A 14,780-nucleotide genomic window follows, 5' to 3' on the forward strand; every position below is an offset into this window, starting at 1 on the left:
AAAGTCGTTTGTGGAGACGCTTCTAAAAGCCGAAATATGACTGAGAGGGGGCGCGTGACCGCACAAGAGATGGTATCGTTTTCTCAGGCGAGATGTGCAGTTCGCGACGGCGAGCGAGGTTGTTTTCTGTCAGATTTGTTTGGTGATTCTATGACGAACCAGATTGCAAATGTGGGTGGTATGACTGTCAGAGTTCTGATCAGCTATAGCCATGACTCCAGAGAACACTCCGAGAAAGTGCTGTCGTTTGCCAATAAGCTTCGTGCCGACGGCATTGATTGTCAAATTGATCAATACGAACCGCGTCCACCAGAAGGTTGGCCGCTTTGGATGGAACGCCAAATCGAGATGGCGGATTTTGTGCTTTGCATATTTTCTGAGCGATACTTTCGACGAATTCGCGGCGAGGAAGCACCTAATATAGGAAGGGGGGTTGCATGGGAGAGTGTATTACTCAGAAACGAACTCTACGATTCACCACATAACAATACGAAGTTTATTCCCATTGTCTTCAAGCAAGCAGACACAAAGTTCATTCCTACCTTTCTTCAACACCATACTTACCACGTAGTCAGTAGTCTTAATCTTGAAGAGGATTCTGGCTATCAAGAATTGTATCGGGTGCTTACAAATCAACCGAAAGCAATAGTCCCAAGCTTGGGACCTGTCCAAGCACTAGAACCACGCTTGCCTAATCCACAAGAGTTCAACCTTGCCAAGCTCACGCCAGCAATCCAAAAACAATCTGGAGAGTTGCCGGTCGATGCTCTTGAGTCGGGTCAGGAAACCAGTTGGGACTGCAAGAGCATACATCTTCTCTTGTCTGGCGGCGGATATAGGGCAACTTTATTTCACCTTGGGGTTCTTAGGTATCTCTACGAAAAAAAATTACCTTTAAACTCAAAAAACGCGTTAGAAAATGTCCGAATGATTGCTGGCGTTTCTGGTGGAAGTATAACGGCTGCTCATTTCTCGCAAAATCGTCAGGGTTATATCAATGGATTTGCTAGAACTGCAGACGAAGTAGTCAAACTCGCTCAAACTACCGACTTGCGGAGGAAAGTGCTATCCGGAATGAAAAGCACAAGCATCCACAGTCTCTTACGTAGCACCCAGGCGTTCAAACACCCTGTTTTGATGAGTCGAAATACACCTGAATGCGAATTGTTTATCCTTGGGACAAATCTTACTACGGGGGACTGCGTCGTGTTCTCGCGATCTGGGATCCAGCAGTTCATGCACAGCGAGGCTACAGGTCATCTCATGGAATCTGACACGATTCCAGTTAATCAGATTGAGTTGACTCGAGCGATACAAGCTTCAGCGGCATTTCCCCCGTTTTTCCCACCGTTGCGAATGACCGCGAAAGTCTTCTCGGGTGAGATTCCGATCAGCCGACTCGGTGTCTTTTATGAGCAAGAAATTGCCGACGGAGGCATAAGGGATAATCTTGCCCTGGATTGGTATTCGTCAGTCAGTTACTCACGTGATAGTTCGCTTGCAATCATTTCTGATGCGGGAGCCACTTTCGATTGGAGCAAAGCAAATTTGCAGAAACAATCCGCGTCAGTCTGGCTGTCGCGGCTTCAACGAACCATTGATATACAAATGCGGCGTTTGTCACAGATGGACAAAGCGAGGCTCTTATCGAATGAAAAGGCAAGCGTTGGGATCCGCGATTGGGATGTCACATTGATTGACGAACAACAAGACTCCGCATTGTATATGCAGCCGATTACTCGATCCGTCGCATCCCGTGTTGCTCAACTGGCCACAGACCTTACGCCTTTAGGACCGGCGGAAACATACGCGATCATTAGGCTGGGATATGACTTAGCAAGTGAGCGACTGCGAATTTACCCATTTCAAGACGTTGAGGTTGATGATGGGTTTTGGAAAGACTTGTTTCCGGAGAAAATCACCCATATGAATATGGATTCTAGGTATGGGACAGATAAACAGTCACTGGAAGGCGCTGTTAAAGAAGAGCGAAAACCGCTAATTGGTGGGCTTCTGGACGCGTGGAAGCACCTTCCTATTCCAATTTGGAAACGAATCGCATATTCGTTGCTTCTCGTCTTGCTCGTCAGCCTCAGCGTTGCGACGATAATTAATTTTGCACGACCGATTGTAGCGACAATATTTCAAAGCCAGAAGCCAATCGTGACACACAAAACTATTGTTGCATTAAGTCAGACTACTGAGTGGGGAAATGTGTTGAAAGAAGTTCAAGGACAGCAGGCGTTGTTGCAAACTGCTTATCTTGGTCGAGAAGGGAATGTGGTTTCCGTAATGTTATTAGATTGTAATAAACTTCTGAAACTCGAGTTGCCGGAGTTAGTGGCGAAATCATTGCCGGTAGAGGTTAGTCGGATAGGAGAAATATATCTGGCTATTAAGGGTAGCCTTCAATCCAGTGACGATGTTCATACTCTAGTGACAAACGCTGAGCTTCAAGAGCTTTTTAACACGCTGCCGACTGGATGGACTCAGCCAAAAGTTGATACTACGGTATTGGATCCTATCGACGAACAAGTGCTCGAACAACTAATTAAGTGACCGTTTGCATTAATTAGAGTTTAATATCACCGCTTCTTCAGGTGTAAGAGCAATGTTCAACCTTGCTTTAAGCTGAACGAGGTCGCGTTTTAATTCGCCAATGCTAGTTCCCACGATTCCTGATCCAGTTGACTCATAGACAATTCGGTTGTCCCCCCGTAACTCATAAATTTCGTTGCACGAATTGCTCGGCGAAGCCGCACTCTTAAAACTGCTCCCGCCACACGGAGCGCATCCGCTTGACGCGACGGGTGAGTATTCAACAACCGGTGCCGGATAGTGAACCACAGGTGGCGTCCAAGCCCGTTGCTCGTAGTGAATGGTTGACGATGGCGTCGTGCATGGAGGGCACACCACGGGGGTGGATTGGCAGCAGTTGCGCCGGCCGAAACAGCCTGCCTCGGCTTGCGTTGCTCCGAAGAATCCGGATGAAACCGCCGCGAGAAATGCTGCTTTGCGTATCAACATGTTGCGTCCTCTTTGGTTAAAATGTAAGAAAAACTCGATGTAAACTCTTGCATCCAAGTTCAAACTTAACGACCATCAGAGGGGGTGTCAACAAAATAAACGCTGCGGGGAAAATGCGATGGGTGTGAAGGCTGTTGTCGGAGCCGTGCTTGTTTGTTTGAACGCAAGTTTAGCGTTCGCATTGGAGCCGGGAGATCTGGTCGCAGCCCGCCGTGACCTGTCCATCGTCGATAATGCAAAAAACGTCGACCAAGCGGGCGCAGGGCAAGTACTGAAGGTGCTGGAGGTCAACGGCAGCAAAATTTTGGTCAGCCGGGGACGACCTGGCTGGGTTCCCGTCGCGGATGTAATCGAACTCGATGCGGCAGAGGCGTTTTTCAGCAAGCCTTTTGCTACGGGAGCGAACGCACGCGATTATTTGTCACGCGGTACTGTACGTATGTCGCTGGGTAAGCACGCCGAAGGGATCACCGATCTGAAGAAAGCAGTGGAGATCGCCAATTCGCCAGGCGATTATCTCGAACCGCTTGCCTATGCCCAAATCACCGCCCAGGATCAGCCGGCGGCTATCGCTACCTTTACCCGCGCCATCCAAGACGATCCCAAATCGGTGCCCGCTTGGATGGGCCGCGGCCTGGCCTACTACCAAGTCGGGCAAAACCAAAACGCACTGGATGACTTCACCAAGGCGATCCAGCTTGATCCGAATCACGCGTTCTCACGCAAGTACATGGGCGCATTACTCCATGATCTTGGCAACATCGATTCGGCTCGAAAGCAACTCGATCTGGCGGTCAAACTCGATCCGCACGATGGTTTTGCCCGCAAAGCCCGGGGCCGCGTTTTGTACGACCAAGCCGACTACGCCGCCGCGCTCAACGATTTTTCGATTGCCGTAACGCTTGACGCGGCCGATGGCGAGGCAGTAGCGGGACGAGGCGTCGTGCGATTGGCGATTGGAAGCGAATTGACTGCCGCGGAATCGGATTTCAAAACGGCGATCGAATTGGAAAAGTATCCGGAAGAAAACGCGTATCTGTGGAGCAATCTTGGGCAAGTGCAAACCGAACTCCGCAAATTTGACGACGCCGAGCGAAACCTCGACCGCGCGATTGAACTCGATCCAAGCTTAAACGAAGCACGAAGTCATCGGGCGTACTTGTTGGCGACTCATTTGCCGGATGCCGCCCGCGTTGCTGCGGCAAAGGCGGACGTGCAGTTGGTGTTTGCATCTCGTGAAACTAAAACATTTTGGGACTACCGGTCATTGGCCGCGGTGAATGCCGCGATGGGCGACTACGCTCGCGCCGCCAAGCACATGGCACTCGGCGAAGCGATCGTGCGAACCACTGGTCCAGTACGGTTCGCCAAACCCGCTGTCGTTCTACGAGAATCCTTTGAGCAAAAACTCACACCCGTGCCGTAGCCAAAAGTCGAGGCAGCAAACGGTGCCTTTCGATCCTTGACGTTGTTGAAGGCTTCAACTGCCAAACCACCGTTTCATCTACCCGGGGAAATGTGAGGCATGATCACACCTGAAACGAAAAGACTGAGAGCCTCGGAATCCGTTGATTTCATTGTCGAGGAACTTCCCGACGGCTGCAGCATCGAGCCTCCCGAAATAGGGACTTGGGATGCCGAGAGTCATCGCTACACCGCCCCCAGTCAGGTTGCCGAGCAGAAAGAGGTCCATTTGATCGTGCGAGGAGCCGACGGGTCGGAAATCGATCGGGCAACCGTGACGCTGTTGCCACCCTCCCCCGCGTTGAAGTTGACACCCGCGAGTGTCGAGTTGACCTCGAAACAGCAGCAGTGGTTCCGCAGCGAATCAGAGGAGCCATTGATTTGGGAGGAGCCCTCAGCAGGCAAACTGACGCAAGAAGGAGTTTACACGGCGCCCCGGTGGATTTGGAGTCGACGGACGGTCGTGCTTACTGCTCGTAGTCGAGACCAGTCGCAGCGTTTTGCTAACGCAACGATCACACTGCTGGACACACCGTTGAAGCGATTGTTACTTGGCGTCTATTTGTCTGTTCTCGGTGCGTTGTTGATTTGGGCCATCGTCGACAGGTGGGAACAACTCTATTCGGCACCCGAAACGCCGCAAGTGATTGTCAGTCCTCCCATGGCAACGTTGAAAAAGGATGAAAAGCTCGCGTTTTCTGCATCGGTTGCCGGAACCGTCGATGACGACGCCACGGCGTTTCGATGGTCGAAAACGAAAAACGGGATAACCGACAGCGGCTCCCTCGACGACGTGACGGGTGTCTACACGGCACCGGATAAGTTTTCCAAAGCGGAACATGTCGTTGTCACGGCGGAGAGTGTTGACGATTCGGGGAGCTCTGGGACTGCAGTTGTCATCCTTTCGCAATCAAAACAACTTCAGGTTTTGCCTGCGGAGATCACCGCAAGAGCATCGCAGGTGATCCCGTTCACCACCGTGACCGAAGTCGGAGACAGTGAACTGGAGGCGGCGCCAGATGCCAAAGTCAATTCATCATCCTCCCCAAAAATCACTTGGGACATCGAGCCGAAGGTAGGCACGATATCAAAGAAGGGCGTGTATCAGGCTCCGGCTAGGATTGAGGAAACGCAAACGCTGACGGTGATTGCCCAAGATCAGGAGGACGAGTCCATACGCGCAGGAGCAAATGTTATCCTCATTGCCTCGGTCGAATCGGGGGCTTCCCATAAAAGAGACATTCTGATTTTCGTGTTGCTGATGGGCGCGTTTGGCAGCTTGTTGCATTCGGTGGCATCGTTTGGTGCCTTTGTGGGGAATCGGCAATTTTCGCCCAGTTGGTGTTGGTGGTATTTGTTCCAACCTTGTATCGGCGCTGGGCTTGCCCTGATCGTTTTCTTCGTGGTGGGACGCGGCCACATCGCCGGCGAATCGGTCGACAATCTGTTTAGCATTGCGATGATCGCCGCACTTGTTGGACTGTTCTCCGACCAGGCGACGCTGAAGTTGAAAGAGTTGGTCGAAACCATTCTGACGACCAAGACCGCCGATCGACGCACCGAACCGTTACAGCCCGACGCGACCAAGCCCGTTATTAGCGACGTCACTCCGGCTACCATCAAACATGGTGCGACCCCAGTGCCTGCGATTGAAATTCGCGGTACCCATTTCGTCACCGGTTGCAAGGTGAAGGTGAATGAATCGCTGCGTGAGCCAAGCAAGACGACGAATACAGCCGTGACGGTCGGACTTACTGCGGCCGATATCGCAGAAGCCGGAACGCTAAAGATCGTCGTGGTCAATCCGAACAATGAATCGTCGGGCGAAGCCACGGTGGACGTAACTTAGTCAAAACGCTGAAACCCAGGTGCGTCCAATGGATAGTCGCTGATCGCCCAGATGTTACTGAAAACATTTGTGTTTCTCAGCGGCAACGGATAGCATGCATGTTAACGGTAGGCTTCTCCGTTCCAACAGGATGCCATCGCATGAACTCATGTCCATTCGCCGGATTCCCAAGACCACTGATGTGACCACACTCGCGAGCATGATCCTATGAAAAGCAAGACGATGCTTCCGGTCATTTCACGTGAATACAAGGTGATGATTGATCCGCGCTTGTTCGGCAACACGCGAGATGGACACAAAGAGGTCAAGCAGGACCTGCAGCGACTCGCCAAGCGTTTCGACGCGAAGGTATCTGGGGATTTTTCCAAGTTGGATCAGCGAAGGATTCAATTTTTGGACACACCCGATTTCTCGTTTCGCAAAAACCAGTTGGTATTGCGGCATCGGCGAAAGAAGGGAGGTTCGGGAGATGGTGAATTCACGCTGAAGTGTCGTAGTGAGGATCGCTACGTCGCAGCCGACGCCGACTTGCGGCCCGCCAAAAAGTTAAAGGGGGAGGCTAAGTTCGAAGAGGACATCGCGGCACCGTTTCGCAGCCGTTTTTCGCATTCGGTCACGATTCCAGCTTCCGCCGGCGATTTACCCGAAACGGTCGGCAAGGCATCGCGTCTGTTTCCAATTCTGGAAAAAATCCCACGCGACGGGGGGCGTTGCGAAGGGAAGACACCGCTGTTGACGGTTAACCACTTCATGCCACACGAACAAGTGCGTAAGGGAGTGAAACTAGCTCTCTCGTCGGAAGTTGACGGCTCGGTCGCGGTGATCCTTTGGTCTCACACGTCGAAAAGCCGAATCGTCTGTGCCGAATTCTCTTTCCGTTACGGTGACAAGACGGAGAGATATTCTGTCGCGGCAGCACAGACCGCCTACGATCTGTTCGCCGCCATTCAGAAACTCGATTGGTGCCAACCCAACGGAGTCACCAAAACCCAGTTTGTATACCAGGGGTGAGCGGTAATTGACGTCGTGTCCTAGACAGCAGCTAGAACTTTATCCACGAGAACACCCGCATGCGTTCTGAAACAAATCACTGCTGCCGTCATTTCTCATTGCGACAGCGATTGATTCGTTCCTGTGGCGAAGCCTCTGTGTTTTTAGTGTTCGATGGATCTGTGGCATTGATGGGAGCAAATTAAGATGCAAGAGATACCCAACCCGCCATTTCGTAAGTTGCGAGGTTATGCGCTCGATCCAAGCCTCAGCACGGCATTGTCGACAATGCAAGTGAATGTGTTGACTTACAAGGTTCGCTGGGAACAACTGTCGCCGAGGAAAGAGGACCCTAGCGTTTCATCACCTGCGGGTGAGTATCTTGAAATCGTCGACTACGACCCGGCGACCGGACGCTTTTACAATCCCGTTAATCTGGACGACCCGCGTTTGTTGGCTCAGGATGGTTTTGCTCCTAGCGTCAGCAATCCGCAATTCCATCAGCAGATGGTTTATGCGGTGATGATGACGACGATCAAGAACTTCGAGCAGGCACTTGGTCGAAAGATACTATGGGCCGAGAACATTCCTCAATCAAAGCCAAGGGATAAAGGGACGAGACGAAAGGAGCTTGAATTCGGCTTTGTGCAACGGTTGCGGGTCTATCCCCACGCTCTTCGTCAAGCCAACGCGTTCTACGATCCCAATAAGAAAGCAATTTTGTTCGGTTATTTCAACGCAACCCCCATCAATCCTCAGTTGCAATTGCCGGGAGCGACCGTCTTCACGTGCCTGAGCCATGACATCATCGCTCATGAAACAACCCATGCAATTCTGGATGGTCTTCATCGACGTTACATTGATGCAACGCATCCTGACACTCGAGCGTTCCATGAAGCTTTCGCGGATATTGTCGCTCTGTTTCAGCACTTTACCTTTCCTGAAGTGCTCCGGCACCAAATCGCACTGACTCGCGGCGATCTCAATCGACAAAACTTGCTTGGTCAACTGGCTCAGCAGTTTGGTCAGGCCATTGGCGGTTATGGAAGTCTGCGAGACGCGATCGGTGGCTACGACCAACAGGGGGACTGGAAACCACATGAACCGGATCCGCATCACTACGCCAACGTGATGGAACCCCACCAACGTGGCGGGATTTTAGTAGCAGCCGTTTTTGATGCTTTCCTGAGCGTCTATCAAATACGCGTTCGGAAGTTGATGCGAATCGCTACCGGAGGAACGGGGATCTTGCCTTCAGGTGAACTTCATCCAGATCTGGTGGATGAGATGGCAAGGATCGCTGCCAAAACGGCAAGCGACGTGCTAAGAATCTGCATTCGCGCACTGGATTATTGTCCCCCACTGGATCTCACATTCGGCGATTATTTGCGCGCCCTGGTAACGGCCGACTTCGACATGATGGCCGAGGATGCACAAGGATTCCGCGTGGCCTTTGTCGAAGCGTTTCAGAAGCGTGGCATCAGCGCCGTCGGTATTAAAAGCATGGCCGTTGAAGATTTGTTGCAACCGCTGTATCCGAGCAAATTGAACCCCAAGGAAGAGCAACGGCTAGGGGAGTCTCTTCGTGAACTGAAAAACACGGTTGGCTATTTGTCGGAAAGAGACGAATTGTACAAGCAAACGAAGGATCTGATTCGTGGAAAACGTGGGCAGCAAGGACTTCACCGCCTCCTGGAGGCCAAGTTCATATCCGGTGGCGATGAAGAACAATTCTCGCAACTGACGGGATTGATGTTCCCAGGCGACGAGAAGGCTACTGAGAAACTGGGGTTGGAGTTTGCCTACCAAACAACCAATACCGCATCCTATGCGATTGGGAACGTATGGATCGCAAATCGTGTGACGCCAGACGGAAATATCGTCAATCACGTGGTCATCACGCTCATTCAAAAACGAGGTGTGCGATTCAAAATCGACGCAGATACAAACGAAGTCACTGTGGATGAAGAGGGTTTCTTTGTTCCTGACGACACGCGTCTTAACCAACGGGGCGACAAGCACATTATTTTCCGAGGGGGCTGTACCCTGATTTTTGATCTCGACGCCTTAAGACTGCGTTATGCAGTTAAAAAAGACATTGATGATCGCGCTCGGATGATTCGCCAGTTTAAGTACGAGCACGGCATGCTCGGAGACAATAACGAGACCTACTTTGACAGCAAGATGATGAATACGCTCGCTGGCCCCTTTGCCTTTATGCACTCCCATGCCACCGTCAACGGAGACCACGATGAAAACTAAAGCCTCCGTTACTTCGGTCAAAGTCAGGATGTATCGGCACGGCTTTGGCGACTGCTTTCTGCTGTCGTTTTTCCAGGGCAAAGACCGTGTCTTTACGATGTTGATCGATTGTGGCATCAAATACAATACGAAGTCGGCCGATGTTCCGATTGAAGACGTGATCGAGGATTTGAAAGCGACGCTGACGCCAGCGGGTGGCGGCAATCCAGCCGTGGACGTGCTGGTGGTCACGCATGAGCACTGGGATCACGTCTCGTTCTTTCATCCGACCAGAAGCCCCGATTACTTCGGTAAATTTGAGATCAGGCAAGTCTGGTTGGGTTGGACCGAAGATCCACGTGACAAAGAGGCGGTCGCCATCAATTCTCGCCTTCGTGATGGAGCGGCCGCCCTACAAGTCGCTGTGATGCATTTGAAGAATGCAGAACGGGACGAGGCTCGCCAATTTAGCGGCATGTACATGGGCAAGAGAATTGCCACTGCGCGAAAACACTTCAACTCAGCGGTGAATGAAGTGCTGGGGTTCTACGGTGTCTCTGCAAAAGAAGTCAGCAAGAGCGGTATTAAGTATAAGAAGAACGGCAAGATTAGTGTCGTCACCGAAGCAGCCATGAGCCATATCATTGAGCTTGGCAAGAAGAGCGGCGGAATCAAGTACTTTTCACCCGGAGACAAAGTCGATCCGAGAGCACTTCCTCCGGGCGTCAATGTCTATGTTCTTGGTCCGCCGCGAAGCAGTCTGATCAACAAGTCGAATCCCAGCGGCGGTTCGGCGCATGAGACCTATTTGGGAATTGATCACACCGGACTGAGCGGATTTATCGACGGAATGCTACAGCTTGGCGCTGCGAACCCTGCGGCCGCTGCTGGCAACCATACCGGACCGTTCGGAGGTGAAGTTGGAATTAACGCAAAGGAAGCCAAGAAGGATCCCTTTTTTCAAGAGACTTACTTTGCCAAAACGGAGGAATACCGTCTTATCGAACACAGTTGGTTGGACATTGCCGGACAGTTTGCGCTGCAACTCGACGGTGCGATCAACAATACCAGTCTTGTGCTTGCCATTGAACTGGCGGAATCAGGCAACGTTTTGTTGTTCCCGGGCGATGCGCAGGTCGGAAGTTGGCTGAGTTGGCATGACCTGAAATGGAAGGTCGGGAAAGGGCCAAAAGCAGTGACTCGCACGACCGAGGATCTGCTGAACAACACGGTCCTTTACAAGGTCAGTCATCACGGCAGCCACAATGCGACCATCAAGGCCAAAGGCCTGGCGATGATGACTCATCCCGATCTGGTGGCGATGATCCCGGAAAAAGAGGACAGCTACAATGGCATTCTTTACAAGCCGTTGCTCGATGAACTTCAGAAACGTTGCAAGGGCCGCGTCTTAGTCTCGGCGGATGTCAACCATACTCCCGAAAAGCTACTGAAAAAACGCCCCGACGGCATTTCTGCAGCTGAATGGAAAGCGTTCAAAAAGAACGTCGTCGTCGACCGCCTGTACGTGGAGTACACGGTGAAGTGAAGGAGAGTCGACAATACTAACCGTCGCGTTGGATTCTGGGGCAACCTTGCCACCTGTCGAGGACAACTTGCAAGCCGTCGCCGTGTCGATCGACCGTGAGTACCTCGGGAAATTTGCTGACAAGTCTGAGACTTCATAATTAACTGCAAAACAAATTGAATAAGGGCCTCCCTGATGAGCCGACGATTACTTATGTTCGTGCTTTTCACTTGTTTACCGATCGTGGGCTGGACGCAAGACACGACTCCACCCACGGTGGCGATCAAATCTCTAGCCGATCAGGATCACGTCGGCGGGGTCTTAACCATCGAAGCGGATGCCAGTGATGGCGTTGGTGTTACCTGTGTGAAATTCTTCAAGGGGAGCACGCTGATCGATACCGATCAAGACACGCCGTTTACAACCAGCTTTGACTTTAACGCGGATCCGCCTGACCAGCACTATCAGATCAAGGTCACAACAAGTGATCACGAGGGTAACGAAAAAAACGCCATGCTCATAATCAATAAGCCGAAGCATGACTTCCGTCCACCTGGATGTACATTGGCAGACAACGGAGCATTTTTCAAAGTCTGCGCGCCTTACACCCAGAAAATATCCTCCCCAAATTCGGCGTCATCGTGATGAAAATGAAGTGAACTGCGCACACAATATTATAACTGGAAACGTTTGAAGAAATCATTCGTTTCCTAGGTGAGAATGACGTTGCCAGCATCGATCCGCTTTTAAGCGAAGACCAAAACCGCGAGCTATTCCGCTCGATCGACGTGATACGCATGACGGAATTGGTTTTCGAGACGCGTTTCAGGATCTGAAATCTGCATCAACGATGCTGCACACGACACTATCGTCCCGCCTCAAATTCAATCGTAAGGAAATGTTGGCGAGTCCGCCAATTTAAAAAGTTGAATGTTCATTGCTGGTCGGCGTACACCGCCTGCACGCCCAACCGGCCCCCTAATTGACGACGCTCGACGGGAAATTTTGTTTCACCGAGTTGCTCGAGTTGATTCTTCGAACGGACGAAGAGAAGTTTTCGAGTGGCTCGATCGTCTGTCTCGTTCCTGCTGCTGTAAAATGGTGAAATGGTAGCGCGAAATGAAAACAACCAAGTGACGGAGCATTCGATGCCTTATCAACCCCCTTTGCATATTCATCTGCTGTTTCATCCTGATTCGGTGGATGGGCGGAAGATCGCGGAAGCGCTTGTGCCAAAGTTCTTGGCGGCTCCGGCAGTGCGGGGGTTACGTGTGCCCATCTTTTTGACTCCGGATTGCGGAGACGGTCTGCCTCCTCGATTGGCTCCTGATCCAACGATTTCCCATGATCCGGATTGGCTTGACCTGGATGCTGCGGAGCATTCGGTGGTTGTCGTGATTGCCAACGCGCGAATGAATCGGCGGGTGCGCGGTGGAACGGGGAAACAGTGGGCCGAGTTTGCAAAAGAACTGGTCCACAGTCACGATTCGAAGCGGCATTCGATCCTGCTGGTGTCGTTAGACGAGCAAGGGGTTCAGCTGGATAAAACACTATCGGCTCTCAATTTCCTGACTTTTAAAACGGATCAGGATCAGCAGGCTCGAGAAGAAGAACTGACTTTCCAGTTGGCGGTGCGAGCACTGATTTTGCTGCGTAATCGAGGAGAAACACCCGGCGCATCCGATTCACTCGCCCCAGCACCGGTAAGCTTTTTCCTTAGCCATGCGAAGGCGGACCTCGACGCGGCTCGAAAGGGACCTGTCCACCGTGTGCTCGAAGAAGTATCGACGATGCGGATCGATCAATGGTACGACGCTCGCAAGATTGAACTGACCGAAGAGTTCACCGCGGCGATCAAGGACGGCATACGCAGAGCGGACTTGATGATCGTCTTTCTCACTGATTCGTGGGCAAAATCGTCTTGGTGTCGCATGGAAGCCGCCTATGCCAAGGAGGTCGCTACACCGATTTTGGTCGTTGATGCATTGAAAGAGGGCGAGCCGAGAAGTTTTCCCTACGGCGGGAATGTCAAAGTCGTGCGTTGGCCGATCCCCGATGAGGCGACACTACGGCTGTGCCTCGGAGCGGACGTAAAGCAGCAAGCAATCGACGAGCGATTGCATAAGTTCCGGCCGATCGCGGCCCGAATGGTGCTGAGCGCCAGTATCCTGGAAACGCTGACTCGAGCGCATTACGCCTGTCTGATGCAAGGACAAGCACGAGAGGATGAGGTTGCGATTGATGTATCACCGGAAGCCGTCCACTTGGCGATGCATCCAACCAATTCAAGTTTTCTTTATCCCGATCCACCGTTAACGGGCGAGGAATACAAGGTGTTGAGCGGACTTCGCCCCGACGCAACGTTCGAGACGCCTATGATGCGAATGTCGCGAGCCTTGCCAAGCAGCGAACCGCTGACGATCGCCGTCTCGGTATCCGATAGCGAAGTATTGCGGCGACATGGTCTAACGCGATGGCATTTGCAAACGATTACGGACGAGATTCATCTGTATCTATTGGTCGCTGGTTTGCGGATCGCCTACGGAGGCAAGCTTGAGCCCGAAAAGCTCGACGATCCCGATAACTTCACACTGCGATTGTTTAGTCTCGTGACGGGATATCGAAATCTGGCGAAATCATTTGATGCTGATCTCAAACCGATTCTTAACGTTGCCCCCTGGCCGCTTTGGAAGATTTACGATGATCAGGTACTGAATCGATTTGGCACGATTGCGGAACTGGAAGAGGTTCCTTGCCCTGAATTGGGGTTGTCCGAATCGGAACTCAAGCCACTGCCGAACGGGTTTGTCGTTCCCAACACGATTCCCCATCAATACGCCTGGGGGCCAGCGATGACGGCGATGCGAGTGAAGATGACCGAAGTCTCGTTCGCTCGAGTGGTCGTGGGCGGGAAGATCGAAGGTTATAAGGGACGCTACGCGGGATTGATCGAGGAACCGCTGTTGTCATTACGCGCTGGCAAGCCTCTGTTTTTGATCGGAGCGCTCGGCGGGTGTACAAGATTGGTAATCGATTTGCTGGAACAACGCGATCGAGCGGAGATGACGACCGAGGCTGCACGAGCCAACGTCGAGAATTTTGACGCACTGGTGGAGATCTATCGAGAACACAACCAGGAGTTCAAGAGTCGCGAGGAACTTGCTGCGGAAATTCAATCGTATGGCAGAGGCGGCCCCATGCAAGTACTCAAAAACGGTTTGGACGATGACGCCAACCGCGAGCTGTTCTACTGCACCGAGCCGCGTCGTATCGCGGAATTGATTCTGACGGGAGTGTCGAATTTGAGGTCGTCCAGCGTGTGATGGAGCGCTGCTTACCGCTGGATTGTCGGATCTTCGCAGCGTCTCATTGCATCGCCACTTACTCGCTCGTCCCTCACCCTCACATTCGCTTTATGAAGTTGCGAGTTTAGACGTTCTTCAGGCCAAAGGCTGGGCAATTTGCCTAGCCTGGCCTCACTAAGTCCCAGCAAACGGCCGGGCCGTTGGCCCTTCAATTCTTTGGGTTTCTTGGTCCCAGCCCGTTGGGCTGGGCTAGGTAAACGTCTGGGGCTTTGCCCCTAAATACAAAAGCGCAACTTTAAAACTGACGTGTCGGGTTGTGATTTGCCGGGAAAAACGAAAATTGCGCAACTTCAACCCATTCGCTGAAGGGCTCTGCTCG

Annotated in this window: 8 protein-coding genes; all 8 read left to right on the forward strand. The window is 52.0% G+C overall.

Features of this window, described 5'->3' with window-relative positions:
* Window positions 1–150: 150 nt before the first annotated feature.
* Window positions 151–2,559 carry a patatin-like phospholipase family protein gene (locus ABD971_RS16835; protein WP_345323943.1) on the forward strand — a complete coding sequence of 803 codons (2,409 nt, stop codon included), beginning with the start codon at window positions 151–153 and terminating at the stop codon, window positions 2,557–2,559.
* Window positions 2,560–3,145: 586 nt separating this feature from the next.
* Entirely contained in the window at window positions 3,146–4,453 is a 1,308-nt protein-coding gene (locus ABD971_RS16840) for a tetratricopeptide repeat protein (protein ID WP_345323945.1), read from the forward strand.
* A gap of 99 nt (window positions 4,454–4,552) precedes the next feature.
* The gene (locus tag ABD971_RS16845) at window positions 4,553–6,340 is read left to right on the forward strand and encodes a hypothetical protein (RefSeq protein ID WP_345323947.1); all 1,788 of its coding nucleotides are present in this window, start codon (window positions 4,553–4,555) and stop codon (window positions 6,338–6,340) included.
* 207 nt (window positions 6,341–6,547) lie between these two features.
* Entirely contained in the window at window positions 6,548–7,351 is an 804-nt protein-coding gene (locus tag ABD971_RS16850) for a CYTH domain-containing protein (protein ID WP_345323949.1), read from the forward strand.
* A gap of 186 nt (window positions 7,352–7,537) precedes the next feature.
* Entirely contained in the window at window positions 7,538–9,592 is a 2,055-nt protein-coding gene (locus ABD971_RS16855) for a gluzincin family metallopeptidase (protein WP_345323951.1), read from the forward strand.
* On the forward strand, window positions 9,582–11,117 hold the full coding sequence (locus ABD971_RS16860; RefSeq protein WP_345323953.1) for a ComEC/Rec2 family competence protein: 1,536 nt from the start codon (window positions 9,582–9,584) through the stop codon (window positions 11,115–11,117). Before ABD971_RS16855 ends, ABD971_RS16860 begins: the two co-directional genes overlap by 11 nt.
* A 174-nt stretch (window positions 11,118–11,291) precedes the next feature.
* Complete coding sequence (locus ABD971_RS16865) at window positions 11,292–11,741, forward strand: Ig-like domain-containing protein (protein WP_345323955.1); 450 nt, start codon at window positions 11,292–11,294, stop codon at window positions 11,739–11,741.
* Window positions 11,742–12,244: 503 nt separating this feature from the next.
* A complete protein-coding gene (locus tag ABD971_RS16870) occupies window positions 12,245–14,419 on the forward strand; it encodes a TIR domain-containing protein (RefSeq protein WP_345323957.1) in 2,175 nt (724 codons plus the stop codon).
* Window positions 14,420–14,780 lie beyond the last annotated feature (361 nt).

Origin of the sequence: Novipirellula rosea (assembly GCF_039541335.1) — a bacterium.
GTDB lineage: Bacteria > Planctomycetota > Planctomycetia > Pirellulales > Pirellulaceae > Novipirellula > Novipirellula rosea.

Coding starts and splice junctions, on each gene's coding strand:
- ABD971_RS16870 (WP_345323957.1), top strand. CDS start 12,245: ATGCCTTATCAACCCCCTTTGCATATTCATCTGCTGTTTCATCCTGAT.
- ABD971_RS16855 (WP_345323951.1), top strand. CDS start 7,538: ATGCAAGAGATACCCAACCCGCCATTTCGTAAGTTGCGAGGTTATGCG.
- ABD971_RS16835 (WP_345323943.1), top strand. CDS start 151: ATGACGAACCAGATTGCAAATGTGGGTGGTATGACTGTCAGAGTTCTG.
- ABD971_RS16865 (WP_345323955.1), top strand. CDS start 11,292: ATGAGCCGACGATTACTTATGTTCGTGCTTTTCACTTGTTTACCGATC.
- ABD971_RS16860 (WP_345323953.1), top strand. CDS start 9,582: ATGAAAACTAAAGCCTCCGTTACTTCGGTCAAAGTCAGGATGTATCGG.
- ABD971_RS16845 (WP_345323947.1), top strand. CDS start 4,553: ATGATCACACCTGAAACGAAAAGACTGAGAGCCTCGGAATCCGTTGAT.
- ABD971_RS16840 (WP_345323945.1), top strand. CDS start 3,146: ATGGGTGTGAAGGCTGTTGTCGGAGCCGTGCTTGTTTGTTTGAACGCA.
- ABD971_RS16850 (WP_345323949.1), top strand. CDS start 6,548: ATGAAAAGCAAGACGATGCTTCCGGTCATTTCACGTGAATACAAGGTG.